23 protein-coding genes and 1 pseudogene are annotated in these 26,254 nt (G+C 62.8%); 8 read left to right on the forward strand and 16 right to left on the reverse strand.

The annotated features are described in order from the left end of the window. Position 1 precedes the first annotated feature (1 nt). The 6 genes from QR290_RS16735 (at position 2) to QR290_RS16760 (ending at position 6,347) form a co-directional block, all read left to right on the forward strand. Complete coding sequence (locus QR290_RS16735; RefSeq protein WP_085710121.1) at positions 2–919, forward strand: ABC transporter permease; 918 nt, start codon at positions 2–4, stop codon at positions 917–919. Then, complete coding sequence (locus QR290_RS16740) at positions 916–1,704, forward strand: ABC transporter permease (protein ID WP_085695903.1); 789 nt, start codon at positions 916–918, stop codon at positions 1,702–1,704. The genes QR290_RS16735 and QR290_RS16740 overlap by 4 nt, the downstream gene beginning before the upstream one ends. 15 nt (positions 1,705–1,719) lie before the next feature. After that, positions 1,720–2,772, forward strand: coding sequence for an extracellular solute-binding protein (locus tag QR290_RS16745; protein WP_289203129.1), 1,053 nt, complete (start codon positions 1,720–1,722; stop codon positions 2,770–2,772). Between the two features lie 220 nt (positions 2,773–2,992). After that, positions 2,993–4,189 (forward strand): amidohydrolase family protein, encoded by a 1,197-nt coding sequence (locus QR290_RS16750; RefSeq protein ID WP_289203130.1) that lies wholly within the window; start codon positions 2,993–2,995, stop codon positions 4,187–4,189. Further along, positions 4,186–5,673: an amidohydrolase family protein gene (locus QR290_RS16755; RefSeq protein WP_289203131.1), complete on the forward strand. Its 1,488-nt coding sequence runs from the start codon at positions 4,186–4,188 to the stop codon at positions 5,671–5,673. The genes QR290_RS16750 and QR290_RS16755 overlap by 4 nt, the downstream gene beginning before the upstream one ends. Positions 5,674–5,684: 11 nt before the next feature. Next, positions 5,685–6,347 (forward strand): flavin reductase family protein, encoded by a 663-nt coding sequence (locus QR290_RS16760; RefSeq protein ID WP_289203132.1) that lies wholly within the window; start codon positions 5,685–5,687, stop codon positions 6,345–6,347. A 66-nt stretch (positions 6,348–6,413) separates the two neighbouring features. Here the strand turns inward: QR290_RS16760 and QR290_RS16765 are convergent, their stop codons facing one another. From QR290_RS16765 to QR290_RS16800, 8 genes are all read right to left on the reverse strand, one after another. Further along, positions 6,414–7,073 (reverse strand): DUF799 domain-containing protein, encoded by a 660-nt coding sequence (locus tag QR290_RS16765; protein WP_289203133.1) that lies wholly within the window; start codon positions 7,071–7,073, stop codon positions 6,414–6,416. After that, on the reverse strand, positions 7,070–7,432 hold the full coding sequence (locus tag QR290_RS16770; protein WP_007959442.1) for a DUF4810 domain-containing protein: 363 nt from the start codon (positions 7,430–7,432) through the stop codon (positions 7,070–7,072). Before QR290_RS16770 ends, QR290_RS16765 begins: the two co-directional genes overlap by 4 nt. A gap of 29 nt (positions 7,433–7,461) precedes the next feature. Next, positions 7,462–8,148, reverse strand: a complete 687-nt coding sequence (locus tag QR290_RS16775; protein ID WP_162803870.1) for a CsgG/HfaB family protein — start codon at positions 8,146–8,148, stop codon at positions 7,462–7,464. 201 nt (positions 8,149–8,349) lie between these two features. After that, a complete protein-coding gene (locus QR290_RS16780) occupies positions 8,350–11,448 on the reverse strand; it encodes an error-prone DNA polymerase (protein ID WP_289203134.1) in 3,099 nt (1,032 codons plus the stop codon). Then, the gene (locus QR290_RS16785) at positions 11,424–12,839 is read right to left on the reverse strand and encodes a Y-family DNA polymerase (protein WP_289203135.1); all 1,416 of its coding nucleotides are present in this window, start codon (positions 12,837–12,839) and stop codon (positions 11,424–11,426) included. The genes QR290_RS16780 and QR290_RS16785 overlap by 25 nt, the downstream gene beginning before the upstream one ends. 7 nt (positions 12,840–12,846) lie before the next feature. Beyond that, complete coding sequence (imuA, locus tag QR290_RS16790; protein ID WP_007959433.1) at positions 12,847–13,464, reverse strand: translesion DNA synthesis-associated protein ImuA; 618 nt, start codon at positions 13,462–13,464, stop codon at positions 12,847–12,849. Then, positions 13,464–14,081, reverse strand: coding sequence for a transcriptional repressor LexA (gene lexA, locus QR290_RS16795; RefSeq protein WP_039768874.1), 618 nt, complete (start codon positions 14,079–14,081; stop codon positions 13,464–13,466). Before lexA ends, imuA begins: the two co-directional genes overlap by 1 nt. Before the next feature lie 38 nt (positions 14,082–14,119). Further along, positions 14,120–15,037 (reverse strand): LysR family transcriptional regulator, encoded by a 918-nt coding sequence (locus QR290_RS16800; protein ID WP_115078156.1) that lies wholly within the window; start codon positions 15,035–15,037, stop codon positions 14,120–14,122. A 103-nt stretch (positions 15,038–15,140) separates the two neighbouring features. On the opposite strand from QR290_RS16800, the gene QR290_RS16805 reads away from it, so the two are divergent. Next, a complete protein-coding gene (locus tag QR290_RS16805; protein ID WP_289203136.1) occupies positions 15,141–16,895 on the forward strand; it encodes an amidohydrolase in 1,755 nt (584 codons plus the stop codon). Positions 16,896–17,239: 344 nt separating this feature from the next. After that, positions 17,240–18,898: a phosphoethanolamine transferase gene (locus tag QR290_RS16810; protein ID WP_289203137.1), complete on the forward strand. Its 1,659-nt coding sequence runs from the start codon at positions 17,240–17,242 to the stop codon at positions 18,896–18,898. 7 nt (positions 18,899–18,905) lie between these two features. Here the strand turns inward: QR290_RS16810 and QR290_RS16815 are convergent. The 8 genes and pseudogenes from QR290_RS16815 to QR290_RS16850 form a co-directional block, all read right to left on the reverse strand. Next, positions 18,906–19,175, reverse strand: a pseudogene (locus tag QR290_RS16815) (DUF971 domain-containing protein); the annotation flags it as partial. Beyond that, entirely contained in the window at positions 19,172–20,134 is a 963-nt protein-coding gene (locus tag QR290_RS16820) for a HEAT repeat domain-containing protein (RefSeq protein WP_289203138.1), read from the reverse strand. The pseudogene QR290_RS16815 and the gene QR290_RS16820, both read right to left, overlap by 4 nt. Next, a complete protein-coding gene (locus tag QR290_RS16825) occupies positions 20,131–20,979 on the reverse strand; it encodes an ABC transporter ATP-binding protein (RefSeq protein ID WP_289203139.1) in 849 nt (282 codons plus the stop codon). Before QR290_RS16825 ends, QR290_RS16820 begins: the two co-directional genes overlap by 4 nt. Next, entirely contained in the window at positions 20,979–21,761 is a 783-nt protein-coding gene (locus QR290_RS16830) for an ABC transporter permease (protein ID WP_115078162.1), read from the reverse strand. Before QR290_RS16830 ends, QR290_RS16825 begins: the two co-directional genes overlap by 1 nt. 211 nt (positions 21,762–21,972) lie before the next feature. Continuing rightward, positions 21,973–23,376 (reverse strand): ABC transporter substrate-binding protein, encoded by a 1,404-nt coding sequence (locus tag QR290_RS16835; protein WP_289203140.1) that lies wholly within the window; start codon positions 23,374–23,376, stop codon positions 21,973–21,975. A gap of 110 nt (positions 23,377–23,486) precedes the next feature. Then, on the reverse strand, positions 23,487–23,732 hold the full coding sequence (locus QR290_RS16840) for a 4Fe-4S dicluster domain-containing protein (RefSeq protein WP_007959413.1): 246 nt from the start codon (positions 23,730–23,732) through the stop codon (positions 23,487–23,489). A gap of 25 nt (positions 23,733–23,757) precedes the next feature. Beyond that, complete coding sequence (locus QR290_RS16845) at positions 23,758–25,488, reverse strand: fumarate reductase/succinate dehydrogenase flavoprotein subunit (RefSeq protein WP_289203141.1); 1,731 nt, start codon at positions 25,486–25,488, stop codon at positions 23,758–23,760. A 2-nt stretch (positions 25,489–25,490) separates the two neighbouring features. Beyond that, a complete protein-coding gene (locus tag QR290_RS16850; protein ID WP_289203142.1) occupies positions 25,491–26,237 on the reverse strand; it encodes a GntR family transcriptional regulator in 747 nt (248 codons plus the stop codon). Positions 26,238–26,254 lie beyond the last annotated feature (17 nt).

Here is a 26,254-nt window from a genome sequence, read left to right on the forward strand (position 1 = left end):
GATGAGCGTCAGCAGCACTTCCCCCTCCCTCAACCGTGCGCTGTTGCTCAGCCCGGTGGTGTTGACCCTGCTTGCCCTGATCGCCATTCCGCTGGGGATCATGGGTTACATCAGCCTGCTGCCGCGCAACACCTACGGCGGCGTCGACTGGCAGGCCCAATGGCAATTGCAGAGTTACGTGCAGCTGTTTTTCCAGGAAGGTTTCGACGGCGAACTGGAACTGAACTGGGTCTACGCCCAGGCGCTGTTGCGCTCGGTGTTCCAGGCCGGTGGCACCACGCTGTTGTGCTTCCTGTTCGGCTTTCCGGTGGCGTTGTGGATGTCGAGCCTGACCCCGCGCCGGCGCAACCTGATGGTGTTGCTCATCACCATTCCGTTCTGGACCAACCTGCTGATCCGCAACTATGCGTGGCTGATCATCCTGCGCGAACAGGGCTGGGTCGCCCAGAGCCTCAACGCGCTGTTTCCGAGTGCCGGTGGCATCACTCTGCTCTACAACGACTTCGCGGTCAGCGTCGGTCTGGTCTACAGCTTTCTGCCATTCATGATTTTGCCGATCTACTCGACCCTGGAAAAACTCGACTGGCGCCTGGTGGAAGCCGCTTATGACCTGGGCGCCAACCGCTGGCACGCGCTGCGACGGATCATCCTGCCGCTGTCGATGCCCGGCGTGATTGCTGGCGCGTTGCTGGTGTTCGTGCCGAGCCTCGGTGCCTTCATCACCCCGGCGATCCTCGGCGGCGGCAAGACCCTGATGATCGGCAACCTGATCCAGCAGCAATTCGGCACCGCGCGCAACTGGCCACTCGGCAGTTCGCTGTCGTTCCTGCTGCTGGGGATTCTGTTGTTGTCACTGGTGCTCTACGCCCTCTACAGCCGCAGCGCGGCGAAAACCCTGAACCGGGGAGCGAAAGCATGATCTCTCTGCACCTGAAAAAACTCCCGGCGACCCGGGAAATCAGCCTGTTGATCCTCGCCTACCTGTACGTGCCGATCCTGGTGTTGATCGTCTACAGCTTCAACGCCAACCGCTCGGCGACGGTGTGGACCGAGTTCTCGTTCGCCTGGTACGGGCGGATCCTGGCCAACCCGTCGATCCAGACGGCGGCGCTGAACTCGATCATCGTCGCGACCATCGCCACCGTATGCGCCACGGCGATTGCGCTGCTGGCGGCGCTGGCGACTTACCGACCGTTCTACGGGCAGAAAATGGTCGAAGGCGGGATCAACCTGCCGCTGATCCTGCCGGAGATCGTCACCGCCGTGGCCACCCTGCTGTTGTTCATGGCGCTGGGGATCAAGCTCGGGCTGATGACGGTGATCGTCGCGCACATCGGCTTCTGCATTCCGTTCGCCTACCTGCCGATCCGCGCACGCCTGAACGATCTGGACAAGAGCCTGCTGGAAGCCGCCAACGACCTGTACGCCAACCCGTGGCAGGTGTTTCGCCGCGTGACCTTGCCGCTGCTGTGGCCGGCGGTGTTGTCCGGTTCGGTGCTGGCATTCGTGGTCAGCCTCGACGATTTCATCATGACCTTCTTCGTCGCCGGCCCCGGTTCGACCACCTTGCCGGTGTACATCTTCTCGGCGATCAAGGCCGGCGTGACGCCGGAGATCAACGCGATCTCGACCCTGATGCTGGTGATTTCCATCGTTCTCGTGGTGCTGGCCTTCTGGCTCGGCCAACGCGGCAAACAACAATAAACCTGGAGCGTGCTCATGAAAGTCAAAAACATGCGTCTGGCAGTATCCGGTCTGGCCCTGAGTTGTTTCACCGCGTTCGGCGCCCACGCCGCCGAGCCCAAGGAATTGTTCTTCTACAACTGGACCGATTACTACCCGGTCGATCTGCTGGCCAAGTTCGAAAAGGAGACCGGGATCAAGGTCACCATGGACGGCTACGACAGCAACGAAACCCTGCTCGCCAAGTTGCAGGCCGGCGGCGCGGCGTATGACGTGATCGTGCCGTCGCAGTCGATCATGCAGACGCTGATCAAGCAGGACCTGCTGCTGGAAATCGACGCCCCGACCCTGAACAACTTCCAGTACGTCAAAGGCCCGTTCCGCGACCCGAGCTTCGACCCGGGCCGCAAGTTTTCGGCGCCATACCTGTGGGGCACCACCGGGTTTTCCTATGACAGCGCACGGGTGCCGGGCGGCAAGCTCGACGACTCGTGGAAGGAGTTCTTCGAACCGCGCAAGGAACTGCAAGGCCAACTCGCCGCCCTCGACACTTCCAGCAGCGTGATCAATGCCGCGAGCCATTACCTGAACGTCGACGAATGCACGGAAAACCCGCAGGACGCCAAGCGCATTCTCGAACTGCTGCAAAAACAGAAACCGTTTTTGAAGATGTACAGCTCCGACAACACCGTCGACCGCATGGCCTCGGGCGAAGTGATCATGATGCAGAACTGGAACGGCTCGACGGCCCGCGCCACGTTGCAGAAGAGCACGATCAAATACGTGTACCCGAAAGAAGGCCTGGCGATGTTCCAGGACAACTTCGCGGTACCGAAAAGTGCCCCGCATCCGGGCAACGCGAAGATCTTCATCGACTGGATGATGAAACCCGAGAACGCGGCGGCCGTGTCCAATGCGATTGCCTACGCCAACGGGATTCAGAGCGATCAGTTGCTGGATGCGAAATGGAAGGTCATGGACGCGATCAACATGCCCGAGGAATACGCCTCGCGCCTGCGGCCGGAGAAGGAATGCAGCAACAAGGCGCGGGAGCTGCAGGATCGGATCTGGTCGAAGCTTAAGGGTTGATCCGAAACCGCAGCCCTCACCCTAGCCCTCTCCCAAAGGGAGAGGGAACCGATTGGGGAATATTCAAGAAATACACCGACCTGAACGTTTTGCTCTGAATCCATAATCGACTCGGTCTCTCAGGTCGGCGTATTACCTGAGACGACTCGGTCGGTCCCCTCTCCCTCCGGGAGAGGGCTAGGGTGAGGGCAAAAAAATCCAAAGAACAAACGAGGTTCCAATGACTGCCCCCCGCTGGCTCAGAAACATCCGCCCCTACGGCGCCCCCGCCGAAGACCTGCTGATCGAAAACGGCAAATTCACCCAACGCCGCCCGGCCTCCAGCACCCCGCTGGCCGCCACCGACATCGACGGCCAGAACCAGCTCCTGACCGCCCCGCTGGTGGAAAGCCACGTCCACCTCGACAAGACCCTCTACGGCCAACCCTGGCGCCCGAACAGCGCCGGCCCGACGCTCAAGGACTACATCAGCAACGAGCGCCGCGTCCTGCGTGAAGTCAAAGCGCCGATCGCCGAACGCGCCGGCGACCTGCTGGAAAACTGCATCGCCCGGGGCTCGCTGACCATGCGCTGCCACGTCGACATCGACCCGGAATTCGGCCTGCGTCACGTCGAGGCCATGCAGCAACTGCGCGAACGCTACAACGACCTGATCGACCTGCAACTGGTGGTGTTCCCGCAAACCGGCCTGATCAGCCGCCCCGGCACCGCCGAACTGATGCGCGAAGCCATGGCCCTGGGCGTGGAGAACGTCGGCGGGCTCGACCCGTGCGGCATCGACAACGACCCGATCGCACAACTGGACTTCGTGTTCAAACTGGCCAGCGAATTCCAGCGCGGCGTCGACATTCACCTGCACGACAAAGGTGAACTGGGCCTGTGGCAGATCGCCCGGATCGCCGATTACACCGAGCGCTTCAACCTGCAAAACCGGGTGATGATCAGCCACGCCTATTGCCTCGGCATGCTGCCGTGGAGCCAGGTCAGACCCGTCGCCGAACTCCTTGCTGCACTTGGCATTTCGCTGATGAGTTCGGCGCCGGCGGACTGCGCAGTGCCACCGTTTCTGGCACTGCGTGAAACCGGGGTCAACGTGTGCCTGGGCTCCGACGGCATCCGTGATGCGTGGTCGCCGATGGGTAACGGCGACATGCTCGAACGGGCGATGTTGCTGGCGTTCCGTTTCGACTTGGGCAAGGACGATGAACTGGCGGCGGCATTCGAAGCGGCAACGGTCAACGGCGCTCGTGCATTGGGGATCAAGGATTACGGCTTCGACATCGGCAAGCCTGCGGACTTTCTGCTGATGCCGGTCGAAACCCTCGGTGAAGCCGTGGTCGCGCGGCCGGTGCGCCAGGTCTATCGCGGCGGTGAACTGATCGCCAGTGGCGGTCGTCTGCTGGGCAGCCGTCTGTGAAACGGATCGGCCTGAAGGCCAGTTGCGTGGTCGGTTTCGACGGCACGCAACATGTGCTGTGGCGCGACGGCGAAGTGGTATTCGCCGGCTCGCGCATCGAGTTTGTCGGGCGCGGTTACCAAGGGCCGGTGGATCAGTGGATCGACTACGGCAATGCGCTGATCGGCCCCGGTTTCATCGACCTGGATGCCCTCGGCGATCTCGATTCCACGGTGCTGACCCTGGACAACGGCGATGAACGCGTCATGGGCCGGATGTGGTCGGCGGAGTATCTGGCGACCGGCCCGCGTGAGTCGTTCAGCCCCGAAGAAGAAGTCTTCAAATACCGCTACGCCTTCACCCAGTTGATCCGCAACGGCATCACCACGGCGATGCCGATCACCTCGATGTATTACCGCGAATGGGCGGAGACCTACGACGAGTTCGCAGCGGTCGCCGATGTGGCGGGCGAACTGGGGCTGCGCACGTATCTCGGCCCCTGCTACATGAGCGGCATGAGTTACTGGCGCGCCGACGGCACCCTCGCCCATCACTGGGATGAGGCGCGGGGGCTGGCCGGACTGGACGCGGCGGAACGGTTTTTCAAGGATTTCGATGGCGCACACGCCGGGTTGATTCGTGGCGCGCTGCTGCCGGATCGCATCCAGACCTGCACCCCGGCGCTGCTTCAGCGCACGTCCGCATTGAGTCGCGAGCTGAACGCGCCGATGCGCCTGCATTGCTGTCAGGCGCTGGGTGAAATGGCGATGGTCGAACAGTTGCACGGCACCTCGCCGCTGGGCTGGTTGCAGCAACTCGACCTGCTCACCCCGCGCAGTCTGTTGCCCCACGGCATCTACACCTCCGGCGATGACGATCTGCAACGAGTCATCGACGGCGGCGCCAGTCTAGTGCACTGCCCGCTGGTGTTCGCCCGCGATGGCGAGGCGCTGAATTCGTTTGGCCGTTATCGCGCCAAGGGCATCAACTTCGCCCTCGGCACCGACACCTGGCCGGCGGACTTGCTGGCAAACATGCGCCACGGTTTGAACATCGCCCGCTTGATGGAGGGCGGCTCGGCACTGACCAGCAGCCTCGATCTGTACAACGCCGCGACTCTCGGCGGCGCCAAGGCGTTGGGCCGCGACGACCTCGGTCGCCTGGCCGCCGGCGCCACAGCGGATATCACCGTGTTCAACCTGCGCGGCCTGCATCTGGGCCCGCTGTTCGATCCACTGAAAAACCTGCTGCTGGCCGGGCGCGGCGACGACTGCATCGCCAGTTTCATCGACGGTCGCTGCGTGATGCACGACGGTCAGGTCAACGGAGTCGACTACCCCACTCTGCAACGCCAGGCCCAACGCCAATACGAAAAACTGATGCGCAGCCACAGCGACCGGGCCTTTGGCCGACCGGACTGGAAAACCCTGTTCCAGCCGGCCATTCCGTTCGCCGACGACTACAGCGCCGAGGCGCCGTTGAGCGCCATCGATCCACTTCTTTAGAGAACACTGCCATGCACAGCTTCGATTTCAGCCAACTGAGCCCACGGGAAAAGTACAAGATTCTGATCGGCAGCGTGGTGCCGCGCCCGATTGCCCTCGTCACCACCATCGACGGCGAAGGCCGAGTCAACGCGGCGCCATTCAGCTTCTTCAACGCGCTGTCGGCGGACCCGCCCATTCTCGCGCTGGGCGTCGAGAACTATGGCGACCAGAGCCCGAAGGACACCACGCGCAATATCCAGATGAATCAGGAATTCACCGTCAACATTGTCAGCGATGCACTGGTGGAAGCCATGAACGTCTGCGCCGTGCCGTTCGCGCCGGGCTTCGATGAGTTGACCGCAGCAGGCCTGACAGCGATTCCCGGCACCTCGGTCAAATGCCCGCGAATCGGCGAGGCACCGGTGGCGCTGGAATGCCGACGGATGATGGCGCTGAACATCGGTCAGTCGCGGGAGATCATTTTTGGCGAGGTGTTGATGGCGCACGTGCGCGATGAGTTGATCGACCCGAAAACCCTGTACATCGATCAATTGGGGCTGGATGCGATCGGGCGTATGGGCGGGCATGGTTATGCGCGGACCCGGGATTACTTCGACCTGCCGACCCGCTCGTTGCAAGCGTGGACGGAAGCGCCGGGGGGTGGCGAGCGGTTTTGGCCCGCAGCTAAATAAATCAACAGAGCAACGCATTACCCCTGTGGGAGCAAGCCCGCTCCCACAGGGATTTACATCGTTTGCTCAGTCCGTGCCGTACTTCGGCGACCGTGGACCGTACAGCAGGCCTGCCGGATGACCGGCCGACAGCAGTCGATTGCTGGTCATACCGGCAATCGGGTAACCGGCATCGGTGGAGCTGTTGATGATCTGTTTCACCGCTGCGGTGATCAGCATGCCGATCAGCCCGCCGGCATTGCTGTTGTTGCCCTCCTCGCTCGACGCCCGGGCCGCACCGGTCCACAGGGTGACGCCGGTTTTCAGGTCAACCAGTCTGGCGCTCGCGGTGACGGCAGTTTCACTGCTGATCACCATGTAGCGCGTGCCGTACTCGCTGACGGTGATGTACAGCGCCGCGTCGGCACCGAAGATTTCCTGCAGCTTGTTGATCGGCGCCGCATGGATGTCATCCGGTGTGGTCAGGCCGTTCTGGCGGAACGTCTCGTCGACCAGGGTGATCGGCAGCACGTAGTAGCCGGCTTCAGCCAGCGGGAACGTCACTTGCGACAGCAGGCTGTAGGACGCCTTGACGTCCGGCGAGGTGTTCAGCGGGGGCAGCACCAGAATGGATTTCGGCCGCGCTTGCTTGTACGCCGAATAGTCCACGGTCTTCGGCGCGACGCAGCCGCCGAGAACGGTCAACGCCAGGCCTGCGGCCAGCAGTCTCAAGGCACGCGAGATCATTGGGCATCCCCGGTCTTGGCGTTCTTGAGCAAGAAGTCCATGTACGTGCCGGACTCGGGGAACAAGGTCTTCTCGGTGCGCAATTGCTGCACCATCTGATCATCCTTGCCCATGCTCAGGTACAGCAGACCGAGATGCGCGTGGTAACCCGGCGGTACCGGCTTGCCACTGGCGCGGATCTTTTGCAGATCGGCTTCCAGCGCTTCGGCCTGAGCCTCTTTCGGCGTTTCGCTTTTGAAGTATTCGTAGACTTGTGGCTGGTAGCCTTCCCACTGATACAGGGTCTGCGGGCTGCTGCAACCGGCCAGCAAGGCGCCAGCAGTCAGGGCCATCAGCGACCGGGACAGGGACAGATTCATGGTGTGTTGCTCCTTGCGATGGGCGTCTATCAGTTGCCCGGTTTCCAGGCGCCGGCGTTCATGCCATCGACCAGGCGATTGATCGCCTCGCGCATGGCCAGATCGAGGACTTTGCCGTTGAGGGTGGAGTCGTAGGCAGCGGTGCCGCCGAAGCCGATGATTTCGCGGTTGGACAAGGCGTATTCGCCGGCGCCCTGAGTCGAATACACCACTTCGGAGGTGCTGATGTTGACGATGTTCAGGTTGACCTTGGCGTAGGCGACCTGGGTCTTGCCACGGCCAAGAATGCCGAACAGTTGATGATCGCCGGTCTCTTTGCGGCCGAACTCGGTGACGTCACCGGTGACCACGTAATCGGCACCTTTCAGACGCTGGGCCTGGCCCTTGATCGCCGCTTCCTGCTGGATCTCGCCCATGTTGTCGCGATCAAGCACCGAGAAACGGTTGGTCTGCTGCAAGTGGGTGATCAGGATGGTCTTGGCCTGGCCACCGAGACGGTCGACGCCGTCGGAGAAGATCCCGCGCATGTAGCTCGAACGGTTGTCGAACTTGCCCACGGCCATCGGAATACGGACACCGGACCAGGCCTGGGAGGCGCTTTCCACCTTGGCCACCGGCAATGCGCGGGAGCTTTCGGTGGCGCAACCGGAAAGCGAGCCGGCCAGGGTGCCGAGGACGGCAATCGCAATGCCCGAGACCAACATCCGGGAGATCATTCTCACTGTGCATTCCTTCTGAAAATCGATGTGTCCCTGCACGCTGTTGTCGTGGGGGATCGGAAAAGGGCGGCATTATGCCAAAGTGCCATCAGTGAGGACAGGTTTTTTTGACGTCAGCAAATTGGCTTTCAAATCGGTCAGCAGCCGTTATCTGCCGATCGTTCCCACGCTCTGCGTGGGAACGATCACTACGGCGTGTCAGTGGAAATCGCGGCTTTGCACCCGAATTCCGTTGAGCAGCGGACTAAGGTCACTCAAGCGCCCGGCGATCAAATGCCGGACTTCGCCTTCTCGCTCCCAGCGGCCATCGACCTTGAGCAATTGCGAGCCGACCAACACCTGACGCTGACGCTCGGCCAGATCGCGCCAGACCACTACGTTGACGTTGCCGAACTCGTCTTCCAGGGTCACGAAGGTCACACCGCTGGCAGTGCCCGGTCGCTGGCGCCCGGTCACCAGTCCCGCCACGCTGACCGGCCGGCCATGCTCGACCTCCAGCAACTCCCGGGAGCTGCGACAGCGCCGCGACCGCAACTCGTCGCGCAATAGCGTCAGCGGGTGCGGCCCCAGCGTGGTGCCCAGCGTTGCGTAATCGGTGAACAAATCTTCGCTGACACTGGGCGTCGGCAGCGCCACATCCGGCTCTTCCTGACTCGGCAACCCGGCAAACAACCCGAGCTGTTTCTGCACCCCGGCCACTTCCCAGCGTGCCCGATGGCGGTGCCCGGCCAGGCCGCGCAGCGCTCCGGCATCCGCCAGCAGCGCCTGGGCACGACTGTCGAGCCCGGCCCGGTCGCCCAGATCGGCGACATCGGCAAACGCGCCCCTCGCCCGAGCGCTTTCAATGCTCCGCGCATCCTCTTCGCGAAAACCCTTGATCATCCGCAGGCCCATGCGGATGGCCGGTTGCTCGCCGGCAATCGGCTCCAGGCTGCAATCCCAGTCACTGGCGCGCACGTCCACCGGACGAATCTGCAAATGATGCCGGCGGGCATCCTGAAGAATCTGATCCGGGCTGTAGAAACCCATCGGCCAGCTGTTGATCAGCGCACAGGCGAACGCCGCCGGTTCGTGGCACTTGAGCCAGCAACTGGCATAGGTCAGCAAGGCAAAACTGGCGGCGTGGGACTCGGGAAAACCATAACTGCCGAAGCCTTTGATCTGCTCGAAAATCTGCGCGGCGAATTCCGGGCTGTAACCGTTTTTCTTCATGCCGACGGCCAACCGTTCCTTGTGCGGCTCCAGTCCGCCGTGGCGTTTCCACGCGGCCATGGAACGGCGCAACTGATCGGCCTCGCCGGGGCTGTAGTCGGCGGCGACAATCGCGATCTGCATCACCTGTTCCTGAAACAGCGGCACGCCGAGGGTGCGCTTGAGCACCACTTCCAGCTCCGGCGACGGATAGGTTTCCTTTTCTTCCTTGTTCCGGCGACGCAAATACGGGTGGACCATCCCGCCCTGGATCGGCCCCGGCCGGACGATGGCCACCTCGATCACCAGATCGTAGAAGGTTTGCGGACGCAGGCGCGGCAGCATCGACATCTGCGCCCGAGACTCGATCTGGAACACGCCGATGGTGTCGGCGCGGCTGATCATGTCGTAGGTCGGGCGATCTTCAGGCGGAATCGTCGCAAGGCTCAGATCCTGATGGCGATGACGGCGCAGCAGGTCGAAACAGCGGCGGATCGCGCTGAGCATGCCAAGGGCGAGGATATCCACCTTGAGCAACCCGACGGCATCGAGGTCGTCCTTGTCCCACTGGATAATCGTGCGGTCGGCCATGGCGGCGTTTTCCACCGGCACCAGCGTGTCCAGCGGTTGCTCGGAAATCACGAAACCGCCGGGGTGCTGCGACAGGTGTCGGGGGAAGCCGATCAGTTGCCCGGTCAGGCTCAATACCCGGTGCAGCAGCGGACTTTCGGGGTCGAAACCGCCTTCGCGCAGGCGCTCCACGGGCGGGGTTTCATCGCTCCAGTGGCCGCAGCAGTCGGCCAGCGCATTGATCTGGTCCGGCGGCAAGCCCAGCGCCTTGGCCACATCGCGGATCGCGCCGGCCGCGTGATAGGTGCTGACCACCGCCGTCAGCGCCGCACGACGACGACCATAACGACGAAACACGTATTGCAGGACTTCTTCGCGGCGTTCGTGCTCGAAGTCCACGTCGATGTCCGGCGGCTCGTTGCGCTCCCTTGACATGAAGCGCTCGAACAGCAGCGTGGTGCGATCCGGGTCGATCTCGGTGATGCCCAAGGCAAAACACACCGCCGAGTTGGCCGCCGAGCCTCGGCCCTGACAGAGGATCTTCTGCTCACGGGCGAAGCGCACCACGTCGTGCACGGTGAGGAAGTAGCTTTCGTAGCCGAGTTCGGCGATCAGCTCCAGCTCATCGTCGATCTGCTTGAGCACCTTGGATTGCGCGCCTTTCGGCCAGCGCCAGGCGATGCCTTGTTCGGTCAGGTGGCGCAGCCAGGAACTGGCGTCGTGTTCCTCGGGCACCAGCTCTTTGGGGTATTGATAGCGCAACTGGCCGAGGTCGAACGTGCAGCGGCGGGCCAGACTCACGGACTCGTCCAGCAAGGTTTGCGGATACAACTCGCGCAACACATCGAGGCTGCGCAGATGCCGCTCGCCATTGGGGTGCAGGCGCAAGCCGGCTTCGGCCACCGGGACGTGATGGCGGATCGCGGTCATGGTGTCCTGCAAGGCCCGCCGGCCACGGGCGTGCATGTGCACATCACCGCTGGCCACGGATGGAATTTGCAGCTCATCCGCCAGACTCAGCAGTGCGGCCAGCCGTTGCTGATCGTTCTGTCCGCGATGCAACTGCACCGCCAGCCACAGCCGTTCGCCGAAGGTCTGCTTCAGCCTGAGGCCCTCTTCCACCTCATCGACCGAATCCGGCACCCACAGCACCAGCAATCCCGGCAATGGTTCGCTGAAGTCCTCGCGCAGCACTTGATACTGGCCTTTTTGGGTACGCCGTCGAGCCTGGGTGATCAAGCCGCACAACGCCTGATAACCCTCGATGGTTTCTACCAGCAACACCAGTTTCGGGCCGTTCTCGATGCGGATTTCGCTGCCGATGATCAGCGGCAGCTCCACGGACTTGGCCGCCTGCCAGGCTCGGACGATCCCGGCGAGGGTGCATTCATCGGTGATCGCCAGCGCCTGATAGCCGTGCTTTTTTGCACGCTGAAACAGCTCCAGCGCACTGGACGCGCCGCGCTGAAAACTGAAGTTCGACAGGCAGTGCAGCTCGGCATAACCCTGATTCACGCGAACCAGCCCTGCAGCCACAACGGACCGCCCTCACCCACTGCCCGGTACGCCCAGCCTTGCTGACCGGCACGGTTCTGGATCAGGTAATAGTCGCGGCGCACGTCGTCACCGTCCCACCAGCCGGACTCGATGCGTTCCGGGCCCATGAGGATGCGCGCCGAACCTTCGGGCACGGACTGCGGTTCACTCAGCAACCAGCCCGGACGCTGCACGCCCGGCAATGCAGGGCAACGCTGTTTGTCGTCGGCGTTCTGCCACGCGCACTCCGGGCGATGATCGGCCTGGAAGCGCAAGCCCTGCACCGCGTCATCCCCCAGCCGTGCGCGCAAGCGTTCGCGCAGTTGCTCCCAGGGCAAGGTCTGCTGCGGACGGTCGTCGAACAGTTCCTGAAACTGCGGCACGAAACTCGGCAGATCCTCGGCGCGCAGACGAAAACCGCGCACCGGGGCTTCGACCTGCACCTGCTCCAGTCGGCCACGGGCCAGTTCAAAGAGCATCGCCGGGTCGCGCTCGGCGCTGAGCAGACCGACCTTGATCAGCGTGTCCGGCAGCCCCGCGTGTTCCAGATGCAGATCGAAGCGCTGTACGCCGCTGTCACGTCCGCACAAGAACGCCGCCAGATCGGACGTCAGGCGGCGCAAGGGGAACAGCAGCGCCTGATGGGACTGCACGTCGAAATTGAGTTCGATGCGCACGTCGAAACGGTCCGGCGGCAGGTAGAACGCCAGCGCCAGCGGCCGTGCGCCGAACAGCGTGTCCAGGTGCTTGAGCATCGGCGCCTCGAAACGCCGGGCCAGGGCCTGACGCGGCAGGTTCTGCACCTGATGAAGGTTGCGCAGGCCCATGCGCGACAGCGCCGTGGCCACGCTCGGTTCAAGGCCGATGCGGTCGACCGGCAATTGCCCGAGGTGATGGCGCAGGGCTTCACCATCGGGCACCACCAATCCGTCGTAGGCGTTGGCCAGTACTCGCGCCGCCACCGGGTTGGGCGCGGCGACGATGCGGTGACGAAAGCCAAGCTCCGTCAGTTCAGTGCGCAACCGTGCCTCGAACTGCGCCCAGGAACCGAACAGGCCGAGGCTCGATTCGATTTCGAACACCACGGTGCGCGGATAATGCACGCTGACCTGGGCGCTGAAACGATAGGCCCAGGCGGCGAGAAACTGCTGCCAGTGCTCGACCTCGGCCGCGTCGTAATCGACGGTGGCGAACCCTTTGCTCATAGCCTGCGCGGCGGTCATCGACTGACCCGGACGCAAGCCCAGCGCCCGCGCCGCCGGGTTGACCGCTTGCAGCACCCGGCGCTGGGTCGGGCCGCTGAGCAGCGCCAAGGGTTGTTCGGGATCGGGGCGCTGACGCAGCACGGCGTCGAGGGCCAATTGCGGGAACAGAATGCAAACCCAGCGCATGGCGACCTCAATGCCCCACGGCGAAGGCAATCGGTGCGCTGCGCGCCAGACCGCCCCGGCACTTGAGCACGCGCAATTGCGCCGGACGGGCATCGATGGCAATGCGCAACGCGGCGGGAGACGGGTTGACCGCTTCGCTCAATGGCCGCCACGCGAACGCCAGGGTCTGGCCGGTTTCCGCCGCCACCTGCAAACGGCGCAAGGCGCGGTCATCGGCCTTGTGCGGCCAGCACAGCACCGCGCCGCAACTGCCCGAGCGCAGGCATTGTTCCGCCGCCCACAAGGCATCGCGTTCGCTGGCCTGGATCACCGACAACTGCCGCAGATCGACCCCGGCATTGGCCCACGCCTGCGGGTACGGCACGAACGGCGGCGCCACCAGCACGATGCGCTCGCCCGCCGCCGACAGCCGCGCCAGCGTCGGCCACACCAGTTGTAGTTCGCCGACACCGGGCCCGGCAAGGAGGATTTCGCTCAGCGCCGCTTCCGGCCAGCCGCCACTGGGCAAGGCCGCATCCAGCGCCGCGTGCCCGGTGGGTTGCGGGCTGGCGGCGGGTGGCGCAGGCCTGCCCTTCCAGACCTGGCCGCCATTGAACAGCGTATCCAGCGCAACGACGGCACCCATCAGCCTTGCCTCACCAGACCGCAGAACACCCCTTCGATGGCCAGGTCCTGATCGGCCCGCACCACAATCGGCTGGTACGCCGGGTTGCGCGGCAACAGGCGAACCTCATCGCCGATCCGCTCGAAGCGTTTGATGGTGACCTCGCCGTCGAGTCGCGCCACCACGATCTGGCCGTTAAGCGCCTCGGGGTTGCGCCGCACGCCGACCAGATCGCCGTCGAGAATGCCGTCCTCGATCATCGAATCACCCTGCACCCGCAACATGTAGTCGGGCGTGCGGGAGAACAGCGCGGGATCGAGCATCAGCCGATTGTGCAGGTCGGCATCGGCACCGATGGGCGCACCGGCAGCCACCCGGCCGAGTACGGGCACTTCGAGCAGTTCCGGCCGCGCAGGTTGCCCGAGCAAACGAATGCCCCGGGCCTGATGCGGATTGACCTCGATAAACCCGGCTTCGGTGAGCGCCAGCACATGCTTGCGCGCCACGCTGCGGGAGGCAAAACCAAAAGCCTCGCTGATTTCAGCGAGGCTTGGGGGCTGACCGTGTTCGGCGATGCGTTCGCGGATAAAGGTCAGGATGGCGGTACGGCGGGGAGTCAGAGTCGTCATGGAGTACATTTGTACTCCTGTGGGATTTTCCTGACAAGCACCGCCAGTCAGCTCAAACCGCGCTCCGCCAGAAACTCCTCGATGTAATCAATGAACGCCACAACCTTGGCCGTCGCCCGCCGATGGCTCGGGTACACCGCCAGAATGTGCGGGCCGAAGCTGTCCGGGTCGATCTCGTAATCAGCCATCACCCGCACCAGTCGCCCGTCGGCGATGTACGGCGCGGCGCTCCACAATGGCGTGTGCAGCAAGCCGCGCCCGGCCAGGGCGCTGGCCAGCAGCAGGTCGTAATTGTCGCTGCGCAACAGCGGCGCCGCCGGTTGCGCCAGACTCAAACGCTGACCGTCGCGCTCAGCCCACCAGAATTCGCGGCTGAGCAACGGATGCCGATACAGCAGCCATTCATGCTGATCGAGGGTTTGCGGTGTCACCGGCAAGCCCTTGCGCGCCAGGTATTCGGGGCTGCCGCACAGCGCAAGACGATTGCTGCCGACCACCCGCGCAATCAGCCCCGGCAAGTCGTCATGGCCCTCACGCAACGCCAGGTCGTAGCCGCTTTCCAGCAGATTGACGAACTCGTCGCACAAATCCACTTGCAGGCTGATCTGCGGGTATTGCTGCAAAAAGCCGTCACACACCTGATCGAGAAACGCCCGCCCGTAAGCCAGCGGTGCGGTGATTTTCAGGCTGCCGCGCAGGCCGTGCTGCAACTGCTCGATTTCCTCGCTGGCCTCGTCCAGCCGTTGCAACACCTGGCGTGCGGTTTCCAGATAGAGCCGGCCGATTTCGGTCAGCAGAATCCGCCGCGTGCTGCGTTCAAACAACCGCGCACCGAGCTCGGATTCCAGATGATTGACCGCTTTGGTCAGGGCCGACGGGGTCTTGCCCAGTTGCTCGGCAGCGCGGCTGAAACTGCCGAGCTGCGCGGTGACCACGAACATTTTCAGTGCACCCAGCTTGTCCATGCTTTTTCCATTCAGGCAAAAACGTTTTTCGTGAGGGAGGCGTTCTGTCGGGCGTTGGCAGCCACTAATCTGGCCATCAGACGCAATAACAAGGAAATGTTCAATGAAAAGATTCATCCCGCATTTCACAAAAAATGTGCTGATCGTCGCTATGAGTTTTGCCTCGATGGAAGCCATGGCCGCCGCCGATCTGGTGCTGCTCAATGGCAAGATTTTCACCGCCGACCGCGCTCAACCGAAGGTTCAGGCGCTGGCCGTGGAGAACGGCAAGGTGCTGAAAGTCGGCACCGATGCGCAGATCAAGGCCTTGATCGAGCCCGGCACCCAGGTCATCGACCTGAAAGGCCAGGCGCTGATGCCCGGCCTGATCGACAGCCACTCCCACGCGATTTTCGGCGGACTGGAAATGGTCTCGGCCAACATGGAAGACGAGGTGGTCGAACTCGAGGAACTGGAAAAACGCCTGCGCAACTGGCGCGACGACGGCAAGGCCCGACATGGCGATGTGTTGAGCGTGGCCGGCATGAGTTCGGCCTATTGGGCCAAGGCTGAAATGCTGGGAAAAATCTTCAACAACGGCGAATGGGCCGACGTGCCGGTGGTGTTCACCGGCAGCGACCACCACACGGCATGGGCCAACAACGTCATGCTCAAGCGTGCGGGCATCGACGCCGCACTGCTGAAAACCCTGCCGGACGCGGAAAAAGACACCATCGGCAAACTGCCCACCGGCGAGCCAAACGGCTTTGTGGTCGACGCTGGCTGGGATCGGGTCGCCTCGAAAATGCCAGTGCCGAGCCCGGCCGACATGCTCAAAGCCGCGCAATCGGCGGTGCGTTTCAACAACAGCCTCGGCATCACCGCGTGGATGGACCCCGCCGCCAACGCCGCGCCGGGCGAGCCGGTGTTCGCCCTCAAGCCCACCGAGAAAACCGTCGGCGTGCTGCCGGCCTATAAAGCCCTGTCGGAAGGCGGCGGCATGACGGCCCACGTCGCCGCACTGCTGGTGGCCAATCCGAAAAGCGTCCCGGCCGATCTCGACACCCTCGACAAGGTTCGCCGGCAGTTTCAGGGCATCCCCAACCTGACGCTGCCGGGGATCAAGATCTTCGCTGACGGCGTGATCGAATACCCGGCCCAGAGCGCAGCGATGATCGATCCCTACAGCAACTCGCACAAACAGGGCGAGTTGCTGATCGATCCGCAGCATTTTGGCGAACTGGTCAGCGCCATCGACCAGCGCGGCTGGCTGGTGCACATCCACGCCATCGGCGACCGCGCGGTGCGCGAATCGCTGAACGGCATCGCCCAGGCGCGCAAGGACCGGCAGAGCGGCGTGACGCACTCGATCACCCACCTGCAAATGGTCAACCCGAAGGAGTTTGCCCGCTTCAAGCCGCTGAACGTGATTGCTTCGATGCAACTGCTGTGGGCCAGCGCCGACGACTACACCACCGACATGATCAAGCCTTACGTCAGCGCCCTCGCCTTCCGCTATCAATACCCGGCGCACTCGCTGCTCAAGCAGGGCGCGACGATTGCCGGCGCCAGCGACTGGCCGGTGTCCTCGCCAAACCCGTGGAACGCCATGGCCCAGGCCATCACCCGCACCGGGCCGTTGGGCGTGCTCAACGCCGATGAACGCCTGGACCGCGAAACCATGTTCTACGCCTATACCGCCAACGCCGCGCGGACCATCGGCCTGGAACAACAGATCGGCTCGCTGAGCCCCGGCAAACAGGCCGACTTCATCGTGCTTGATCGCGATGTATTCAGCGTCGATGACAAAGCCCTGCATGACACTCAGGTGCTGCAAACCTGGTTCGCCGGCCGTCAGGTCTACGCCCCGACCCTCTAGCAACACAGTTTCCTTGTGGGAGCCAGCCTGCTGGCGATTGCGGTCTGACATTCAACGCATATTTCGCCTGACTCACCGCAATCGCTAGCAGGCTAGCTCCCACAGGCTTCCGCGCGCCCCATAACAACCACAACAACGGGACTTCACATGAAAGCCTTGCCCCTGCTCGCCCTCACTTTTCTGACCCATCGCAAATCCCCTGTGGGAGCCAGATCGCTGGCCCCACTTTTTTTGCATTTACCGTGATTTTGTTACCGGATGTTTACGGAATTTTTACCAATGCTCTTCTACAGTTACGCGCGTAACCGTATGGGTTTTCGACTGACGTAGAGGAAAGTATCGAAATGGCTTTGGGCAAAGGACTGCGTTTACCGTCCATCACTCCGACCCGCCTGGTGCTGCTGTTTTCCCTGGCACTGGTGGCGCTGTACAACCTGGCGACCTGGAAGGCGCTGGGAACGCTGATTACCCTGCAAGGCGCGCACAAACTGGCGTTTTTCGCCTCCTTCGGGCTGTTTCTCTGGGCAGCGATCACGCTGCTGCTGACCCTGGTGTCGTTTCGCTGGACGCTGAAACCGGCGCTGACGCTGGTGGCCCTGCTCTCGGCCTGCGCCGCGTATTTCATGAACGAATACGGAATCACCATCGACACGGTGATGATCCAGAACGTGTTCGAAACCAATCCCGCAGAAGCCACGGCGCTGTTCAGCGGCAAACTGCTGGCTTACGTGCTGTTGCTCGGTGTGTTGCCGGCCGTGTTGATCTGGCGCTGGCCGGTGGTTTATCGGCCGTTCTTTCGGGGTTTGCTGAACAAGGTGCTGGTGATCGCGGCTTGCGTGCTGGTGATCGGCGCTTCGGTGGGCGCGTTCTATTCGACCTACGCGCCGATCTTTCGCGAGGAAGACAAACTCACGCACTTCATCAACCCGACCAACTACATCTACGCGATCAGCAAATACACCAAGCAACGGCTGGGGATCAAAAAGCATTTCGTGGTGCAGGCCATCGGCGAAGACGCGGTGATGAGCGCCAGGGCGGCCGGTCGCGAGAAGAAATCACTGATGGTGTTCGTGGTCGGCGAAACAGCCCGGGCCGACCATTTCTCGCTTAACGGTTACGAGCGCGAGACCAATCCGGAGCTGAGCAAACTCGACATTCTCAATTTCACCCAGGTGCATTCCTGCGGTACTTCGACGGCGGTGTCGGTGCCGTGCATGTTCTCGATGTTCCCGCGCGAGGACTACAGCGACAAGAAAGGCAAAACCTACGAAGGCCTGCTGGACATCCTGCAACGGGCCGGCGTGCAGGTGCTGTGGCTGGACAACAACAGCGACTGCAAAGGCACCTGCCTGCGCGTACCGAACCGCGACATCGCGAAGAACCAGCCGGGCCCGTTCTGCGACGGCAACAACTGCCTCGACGAAGCGCTGCTGGCGGACCTGCAAGGCTACATCGACAGCCTCAAGGGCAACGCGATCATCGTCCTGCACGCCGACGGCAGCCACGGCCCGGAATACTACGAGCGCTACCCCAAGGACATGGAGCGCTTCAAACCGATCTGCCACACCAACCAACTGGGCAGTTGCAGCCGTGACGAACTGGTCAACGTCTACGACAACACGATCCTCTACACCGACCATTTCCTGGCCAAGGTGATCGAGCTGCTCAAGCGCAATCAGGACCACCTTGATACGTCGATGCTGTACGTGTCCGACCATGGCGAATCGCTGGGCGAAAACGGCCTGTACCTGCACGCTGCGCCTTATGCGCTGGCGCCGGAAGCGCAGACTCATGTGCCGATGGTGATGTGGTTCGGCAACAACACCCTCTCGCAACTGGGCATCGACCGTGGCTGCCTGCAAGGCAAAAGCAGCCAGCCGGATCTGAGCCATGACAACCTGTTCCATTCGGTGCTGGGGTTGTTCGAGGTCAGGACGTCGCTGTATCAGCCGGGGCTGGATATTTTCCATGGCTGTCGGCCGGCGATGACGGCGGGACAGTGATCCCCTCCAGCTGCGCCAGATAGGCCCACGGGTAAATCCCGCGCTGGTGGCCGTCGCTGAACACCAGTTGCAAGCCATAGCCCTGAGCGTTCAATTCAATGACCCGCACACGCGGGTCAACCATTGGCGGCGAGCCCCGCAGGCGAAACGCCCGGCATTGCGAGCACGGGCATTGGCGGCGCAGTTCGGCATGGTCGAGCAACTGCTCGCGGCCATCCGGCCAGCTCAGCCGTAACCGGTGTTCAGTTTGAGAGTTACCGACCGATAGCGGATTCATTGCAGCTGACTCAAGGCAATCCGCACGGCTTTGCGCACCTCCGGATCGCCGTCGTCCTGCGCGGCCTGCAATGCCGCCACTGCCCCGCGATCATTCAGTTCGCCGAGGGCCAGCGCGGCTTCCTTGCGCAGGTTGCTGATGCGATGGCCGAGGGTGTCGATCAGGGCGTCGAGGGCTGCGACGTACTTGAGGCGCCCGAGGCTGCGGGTGGCGCGCAGGCGAACCTGCCAGTAGTCGTCGGCCAAGGCTTCGATCAGCGCCGGACCCGCGTCGGTGTGGCCGACCTTGCCGAGGGTGGTCGCGGCTTCTTCGCGTACTTGCCAGGCCTGATCCTGCAAGGCCTGACGCAATGCGGGCAGCACCTCGGCGTCACTTGCCAAACCCAAGGCGCCGGTGGCGGCGCGGCGCACTTCGGTATCCGGGTCATCACTCGCCAGTCGGGCCAGCGCCGGCAGTGCGTCGAGCTGCTTGAGCCAGCCGAGCACGCCGACGGCTTCGCGACGCACGCTGGCATCGGCATCGTTCAGCGCCTGAATCGCGGCCGACGCAGCGCCGGGGAAACGCAACTCGCGCAAGGCCCGGAACGCGGCAATCCGCACGCCGGTTTCGGCATGGGCTGTCCACGGCAGAATCACCCTGCCCGCCGCTTCGGTCTTGAGCAGGCTCAGGCTCTGCGCCGCTGCGGCTTGCACCGCCGGCGACGGATCCGTCAGCGCCTGGCACAGCGCTTCAACCACCGGTTCGTCTTCCCAGGCTTCCAACAGGCGCGCCGCTTCGGCACGCACTTCTTCGGCGGGGTCTTCGGCCAGGCGCTCGACCAGCCAGAACAGACCGTCCGGTTCTTCGAGGTCAGCCAGATCGATCAGGGCAATCCGGCGCACCCCGGCGTCCTCGGCGGTCAGGCGTGGTTGCAGGGCGAGAATGTCGTCGTTATCGGTTACAGCAAAAAATGAGGTCACAGGGCAAATCTCGGCAAGGCGTTTTCAGGAGGCAAACCGAGCGGATTGAGGCGCGGTAGCGGTCGGTCGTTGTCGTGGCGCAGCAGGTCGAGGCAGTGGCGCTTGAGGCGCGAGAACTCGTGGCTGGTGACCAGTTCGGTGGTGCGTGGGCGCGGGAAATCCAGGCGCAGGTCTTCGATGATTCGCCCCGGTCGCGCGCTCATCACCAGCAAGCGATCGGCGAGGAACAGCGCTTCGTCGATGTCATGGGTGACGAACACCACGGTGGTGCGAATCCGCGTCCAGATGTCCAGCAGCAATTCCTGCATGTTCAGGCGGGTCAGCGCGTCCAGTGCGCCAAAGGGTTCGTCCATCAGCAACAGCCGTGGCCGGTTGACCAGCACCCGGGCGATCTCCACCCGTTGCTGCATGCCGCCGGAGAGTTGATCCGGCCAGCGCTCGGCAAAATCTTCGAGGCCGACCAGTTTGAGGATTTCATCGGCGGCACGATGGCGCTCGGCCTTGCCGATGCCGCGCATCTTCAGGCCGAAGGCAACGTTGTCGCGCACCGTGCGCCACGGAAACAAGGTGTGATGCTGGAACACCATGCCGCGTTGTGGCGACGGGCCGGACACTTCGGCGCCATCGACTTTCAACTGCCCGCCATGGGGTTGCAGATGCCCGGCCAGCGCGCCGAGCAAGGTCGATTTGCCGCAACCGGACGGGCCGAGAATGCACACGAACTGGCCCGGCTCGATCTGGCAATCCAGGCCCTGCAACGCCTCGAACGCTTGCCGGCCTTCGCCGAGGACGATGGATAACTGGCGGATGTCGATCCGCCCTTCCGGGGTTTGCATCACGCTCATCAGGCTTTTCCTCGTGGTCGATGCCAGGGCGTGAACAGCCCGCCCAGGCGTTTGATCAGCAGGCTGCTGCCCATGCCCAACACGCCGATCAGCAACATGCCGACCACGATGTCGGCGTAGTTCTGAATGGTGTAGGACTCCCAGGTGTAGTAACCGATGCCGAACTGGCCGGAGATCATCTCGGCGGTCACCAGACAAAACCACGACGTGCCCATGCCGATGGCGAGCCCGGTGATGATGCTCGGTGCAGCGCCTGGCAGGATCACTTCCAGCAGGATCGCCCGGCGCCCTGCCCCGAGGCTTTTGGCCGAGGCGATCAGGCGCAGGTCGACGCCTTCGACGCCGTGCACGGTGTTGAGCAGGATCGGGAACAGCGCGCCGGTGAAGGTGATGAACACCATCGACAGTTCGGAGGACGGGAACATCAGGATGGCCAGTGGAATCCAGGCGACGGCGGGGATTGGCCGCAGTACTTCCAGGGGTGGAAGCAGCAGGTCTTCGGCCCACTTTGAACGGCCGATGGACAGGCCCAGGGCGATGCCGATGATCAGTGCGGCGAGGTAGCCGGCAAAGACCCGGCCGAGGCTGGCGGTCAGGTGCTGGATGAGTTTGCCGGAGTCGCCGAGGCCGAGGGCGGCTTCGATGACGGCCAGCGGGGTTGGGACGTTGGCGAAGGTGACGAGGCCGAGGTTCCAGTGGTGGCTGGCGGCTAGTTGCCAGAAGAGCAGGCAGAGTAATAGGGAGGTTGCTCTGGGTATCCAGCGGTTTTTTGTGATTCTCATGGAGCGGATTTCCGTGTGATGGCTGAGATCGAACCCCCTCACCCCAGCCCTCTCCCCCAGGGGGGCGAAGGGGAAAGGGAGCCGATCTTCACGCCTTTCAAGACTTGAGTTCGGCTCGATATTTCAGGTCGGTGTAGCTCCAGCAAACACCGCGGTCAGTCCCCTCTCCCTCCGGGAGAGGGTTAGGGTGAGGGGGGCTTTTGATCTGCTGTTAGCGGGTAGCAACGGCCTGGGTCGTGGCATCGGTGAAGTCGAGGACTTTCCCGCCCTGCGCCGAGGCAAATTGCTGCGCCTGCCCCTTGAGCAAAAACGCGCTAAGGCGCCCCTTCGCATCACTGGCAAACCACGCCTGCTCCGCCAGCAACTTGATCCCGCTGTCACTCGCCTGGGCATACACCGCCCGGATGTTCTTGCCTTCCGACTTCAGGCCGGCCAGCGCGGTAAACGCCTCTTCAGCCGATGCATAACGCCGAACCTTGTCCTCTCCCCGCACCCAGATTTCCGCGACATGGCTGAAATCGGTGATGGCTTTTCCAGTCACCGCATCAACAGACTTCAACGGCGTCTGCGCGTAGTTGCCAAGCTGGGCGGTGTAGTCGAGACCGGAGGCCTTGAACGCCGCACGGATGTACTGATCGTCAATAAAGGTATTCAGATCGAGCCCACGATCGGCCTTCTTCAGCAGCTTCAGCGTGTCAATCGCGGTGCCCACAGCCTGGCGATATTCCGGCTTCCAGCTCAGGTCGCGGGTCTGCACGCCAAGCGGGCCGTGGAACAGGTAATTGACCTCGGCATCGACGCCGGTGACCTTGGCGATCAGCTCGCTGTACTTCTCCGGTTCGGCGGCCAGCAGTTGATTCGCCTCGATGCTCGCGCGCAGGTAAGCAACGACGATTTCCGGGTACTTCTTGGCGTAGGCCTGATCGACCAGCGCACCGTGGAAAGTCGGCGCATTGGCCTGGGCGCCGTCGTAGATCTTGCGGGCGAAGCCGCGACTCGGGAACAGTTCGGCGAAGGGTACGAAGTCGGCGTGAGCGTCGACCTTGCCGGCCTGCAACGCCGAGCCTGCAACCTCCGGCGGCTGGGCGATGATGTTCACGTCCTTGAGCGGATCCCAGCCCTGCTCTGCCACGGCTCGCAGCAACATGCCATGGGCGGTGGAAGCGAATGGCACGGAAATGGTCTTGCCCTTGAGTTCGCTCAGCGACTGCACGCCCGACGCGCTCGGCACCACGATGCCGTTGCCGCTGCCTTTGATGCTGCCCGACAGCACGCTGATGAACAGGCTGTGTTTGCCGGAGGTTTCAAACGCCACGCCGTTGAACGCACCGGGGAAGTCGGCCATGGCACCGAAGTCGAGTTTGCCCGCGACCATCTCGTTGGTCAGCGGCGCACCGCTGGTGAAGTTCTTCCACTGCACGTCGTACTTGGCGTCTTTATAGGCGCCGTCGTGAGGCAGGTATTTGTCGAGCAGGCCCAGCTCGCGGATCAACAGGCCGCCGGCGGCGCAATTGATGGTGGTGTCCTGGGTGCCGATGGCAATGCGGATGGTTTCGGCCGAGGCCGACAGGGTGAACGAAGCCAGTACCAGACCGGCGATTGCTGCACGCAACATGGTTGAATCCCCTCGAATCATTTATAGGATGTTCGTCTCCGCCGCGATCAGGGCGCGGTGGGAAACGAGGGGTGTCTTGAATCAGGCGTCCGGTGTTGCCGGATAGCGTTTTAGCGAAGCAGGTACGGGATTTCGACTTTCACCGCGCCGGTCGGGCAGTCCTTTTCGCACGGCATGCAGTACCAGCATTCATCGAACGCCATGTAAGCCTTTTGCGTGGCAGGGTTGATCGCCAGCAGATCCATCGGGCAGACGTCGACGCACACGGTGCAGCCCTTTTCGGCGATGCATTTGTCCTCGTCCACGGTGACGGGGGCGTTGGAGCGGAAGAAGATTTCCTGGGCTTGATAGGCCATGGTTCGGACTCTCTCTAGTGGTGCATCAAGCGGCGAAAGCCCCGACCCGCAAGCGGTCGTAAGCCTGCATTTCCTCGGCGTCGAGCGGGATGATGTAAGGCTCGACGGCTTTCTTGAAACTGGTCATGCGCCCGTCCTCGCCCTTCTTCAGGTGGCAGTGGCAGAACCATTCGCGGTCGTCCCGTTGCGGGTGATCCACGCGGTAGTGGTACAGGCCCCAGCGGCTTTCGGCGCGGAACAGCGAGGCACGCGCAGCCATTTCGGCGCAGTCGCGGATCACGCTGGTTTCCATGGCGCGCATCAGTTCGTGGGCGTTGTTGGCCTTCATTTCGTTGAGATCGCGTTCGATGTCGCTGAAGCGTTGCAGGCCGATTTCCATCTTCTTCGTCACTTTCGGCGGTTGCAGGTAGTCGTTGACGAAGCGCCGCAGCTTGTACTCGACCTGAGCCGGCGGCAGACCGTGCTCGCGATCCAGTGGTGCATAGACCCGGGCCTTTTCTTTCTCGATCTGCTCGGCATCCAGCGTGGAGAACTCGCGCCCGGCGACAAAATCCGCCGCGTTGTGCCCGGCAAACCAGCCATAGGTGAACGCGCCGAGCATGTAGTTGTGCGGCACGGCAGCCATGTCACCGGCCGAGTACAAACCCTTCACCGACGTTTCGGCGCGCTCGTTGACCCACACCCCGGACGCCGAATGGCCGCTGCAAAAACCGATTTCCGAGATGTGCATCTCGACCATCTGCGTGCGGTAATCGGTGCCGCGATTGGCGTGAAACTGGCCGCGACTCGGGCGCTCGTTGCTGTGGAGGATTTCCTCGATGTTCTGGATGGTTTCCTCGGCCAGGTGGTCAAGTTTGAGGAACACCGGGCCGTTGCCGCTCTCCAGTTCCTGGTGGAACTCCCACATCATCTGCCCGCTCCAGTAGTCGCACTCGATGAAGCGTTCGCCCTTGTTGTTGGCGGTATAGCCACCGAGCGGGCCGGTGACGTAGGCGCAGGCCGGGCCGTTGTAATCCTTGATCAACGGGTTGATCTGGAAACACTCGAGGTTCGCCAGTTCGGCCCCGGCGTGATAAGCCATCGCGTAACCGTCGCCAGCGTTGGTCGGGTTTTCGTAGGTGCCCATCAGGTAGCCCGAAGACGGTAGACCGAGTCGCCCGGCAGCGCCGCAAGCGAGGATCACTGCCTTGGCCTTGATCACGTGGAAGTCGGCGGTGCGGCAGTCAAAACCCATCACGCCGTTGACGGCGCCCTCCTCGTCGGTCAGCAAACGGGTGCAGACCAGCCGGTTGGTGATGCTCACCCGCGCGCGCTTCAACTGGCGATACAGGACTTTCTTGATGTCGTGCCCTTCCGGCATCGGCAGCACGTAGGCGCCCATGTGGTGGACTTTCTTCACCGCGTAATCGCCGGTTTCGTCCTTCTCGAACTTCACGCCCCAGCGGTCGAGCTGCTCGATGGTTTCGAAACTGTGCGTCGCGTAGGCGTACACCGCCGCCTGATTGACGATGCCGTCGTTGGCGATGGTGATTTCCTTGGTGTACTGCTCGGGTGTCGAGTGGCCGGGAATGATCGCGTTGTTCAGGCCGTCCATGCCCATGCTGATCGCGCCGCTGCGTTTGACGTTGGCCTTGTCGACCAGCAGCACACGCAGCTCCTTGTTCTTTTCCTTGGCCTTGATCGCGGCCATCGGGCCGGCAGTGCCGCCGCCGATCACGACGATGTCGTATTCCTGCTCTAAGGTGTTGCGGGTCATGGTCAGGCCCCTTTTTGCCGGTCGATCCGCAGGCGGTACTGGAACGCATCGCCACGGTAGTAAAGGTGTTCGAAGTCCAGCGGCTGGCCGTTGGCGTCGTGGGTCAGACGTTCGATGCGCATGATCGGCGAGACGGCTTCGACGTTCAGCGCCTGGGTCAGGTCGCTGTCGGCCAGCACTGCATCGATGGCCAGATCCGCGTGGCCGAGGGCGATGCCGCAGTCGTTTTCGAGGATCAGGAAGATGTCGCGGGTGACCAGATCGGCCTTCTCCAGACGTTCACCAACGGCTTTGGGCAGGTAGGTGATTTCCAGCGAGATCGGCTCGCGGTTGATCAGGCGTACGCGCTTGATCTGGGCAACGATTTCGCCTTCGGCGACCTGCAAACGCTCGGCGACCAGTTTGTCGGCGGCGATGAATTTGAAGCTGCGCAGGCGGTTGATCACCTCGTAGCCACGGCCGGTCATGGACTCGGCGAGGCCTTGCAGGGTGCTGACGTTTTGAAAGGTCTTGGGCTTGGCGACGAAGGTGCCTTTGCCGTGGATCTTGAAGATCAGCCCTTCTTTCTGCAGATCGCCCAGGGCCTGGCGCACGGTGATGCGGCTGACCTTGAACAGCGTGCCAAGCCCGCTTTCGGACGGCATCTGGCTGTCCTGCGGGTATTCGCCGTCGAGAATCCGGGCGCGCAGCACGTCGCGCAGTTGGGTGTGCAGCGGGACGCTGCCCAGGGAGAGAACGTTATCGGTCATCACGGGATCACTTGTTA

Source organism: Pseudomonas fluorescens, from assembly GCF_030344995.1.
Classification (GTDB): Bacteria; Pseudomonadota; Gammaproteobacteria; order Pseudomonadales; family Pseudomonadaceae; genus Aquipseudomonas; species Aquipseudomonas fluorescens_BF.

Coding starts and splice junctions, on each gene's coding strand:
- QR290_RS16735 (WP_085710121.1), top strand. CDS start 2: ATGAGCGTCAGCAGCACTTCCCCCTCCCTCAACCGTGCGCTGTTGCTC.
- QR290_RS16740 (WP_085695903.1), top strand. CDS start 916: ATGATCTCTCTGCACCTGAAAAAACTCCCGGCGACCCGGGAAATCAGC.
- QR290_RS16745 (WP_289203129.1), top strand. CDS start 1,720: ATGAAAGTCAAAAACATGCGTCTGGCAGTATCCGGTCTGGCCCTGAGT.
- QR290_RS16750 (WP_289203130.1), top strand. CDS start 2,993: ATGACTGCCCCCCGCTGGCTCAGAAACATCCGCCCCTACGGCGCCCCC.
- QR290_RS16760 (WP_289203132.1), top strand. CDS start 5,685: ATGCACAGCTTCGATTTCAGCCAACTGAGCCCACGGGAAAAGTACAAG.
- QR290_RS16765 (WP_289203133.1), bottom strand. CDS start 7,073: ATGATCTCGCGTGCCTTGAGACTGCTGGCCGCAGGCCTGGCGTTGACC.
- QR290_RS16770 (WP_007959442.1), bottom strand. CDS start 7,432: ATGAATCTGTCCCTGTCCCGGTCGCTGATGGCCCTGACTGCTGGCGCC.
- QR290_RS16775 (WP_162803870.1), bottom strand. CDS start 8,148: ATGATCTCCCGGATGTTGGTCTCGGGCATTGCGATTGCCGTCCTCGGC.
- QR290_RS16785 (WP_289203135.1), bottom strand. CDS start 12,839: ATGCGCTGGGTTTGCATTCTGTTCCCGCAATTGGCCCTCGACGCCGTG.
- imuA (WP_007959433.1), bottom strand. CDS start 13,464: ATGGGTGCCGTCGTTGCGCTGGATACGCTGTTCAATGGCGGCCAGGTC.
- lexA (WP_039768874.1), bottom strand. CDS start 14,081: ATGTACTCCATGACGACTCTGACTCCCCGCCGTACCGCCATCCTGACC.
- QR290_RS16800 (WP_115078156.1), bottom strand. CDS start 15,037: ATGGACAAGCTGGGTGCACTGAAAATGTTCGTGGTCACCGCGCAGCTC.
- QR290_RS16805 (WP_289203136.1), top strand. CDS start 15,141: ATGAAAAGATTCATCCCGCATTTCACAAAAAATGTGCTGATCGTCGCT.
- QR290_RS16810 (WP_289203137.1), top strand. CDS start 17,240: ATGGCTTTGGGCAAAGGACTGCGTTTACCGTCCATCACTCCGACCCGC.
- QR290_RS16825 (WP_289203139.1), bottom strand. CDS start 20,979: ATGAGCGTGATGCAAACCCCGGAAGGGCGGATCGACATCCGCCAGTTA.
- QR290_RS16830 (WP_115078162.1), bottom strand. CDS start 21,761: ATGAGAATCACAAAAAACCGCTGGATACCCAGAGCAACCTCCCTATTA.
- QR290_RS16835 (WP_289203140.1), bottom strand. CDS start 23,376: ATGTTGCGTGCAGCAATCGCCGGTCTGGTACTGGCTTCGTTCACCCTG.
- QR290_RS16840 (WP_007959413.1), bottom strand. CDS start 23,732: ATGGCCTATCAAGCCCAGGAAATCTTCTTCCGCTCCAACGCCCCCGTC.
- QR290_RS16845 (WP_289203141.1), bottom strand. CDS start 25,488: ATGACCCGCAACACCTTAGAGCAGGAATACGACATCGTCGTGATCGGC.
- QR290_RS16850 (WP_289203142.1), bottom strand. CDS start 26,237: ATGACCGATAACGTTCTCTCCCTGGGCAGCGTCCCGCTGCACACCCAA.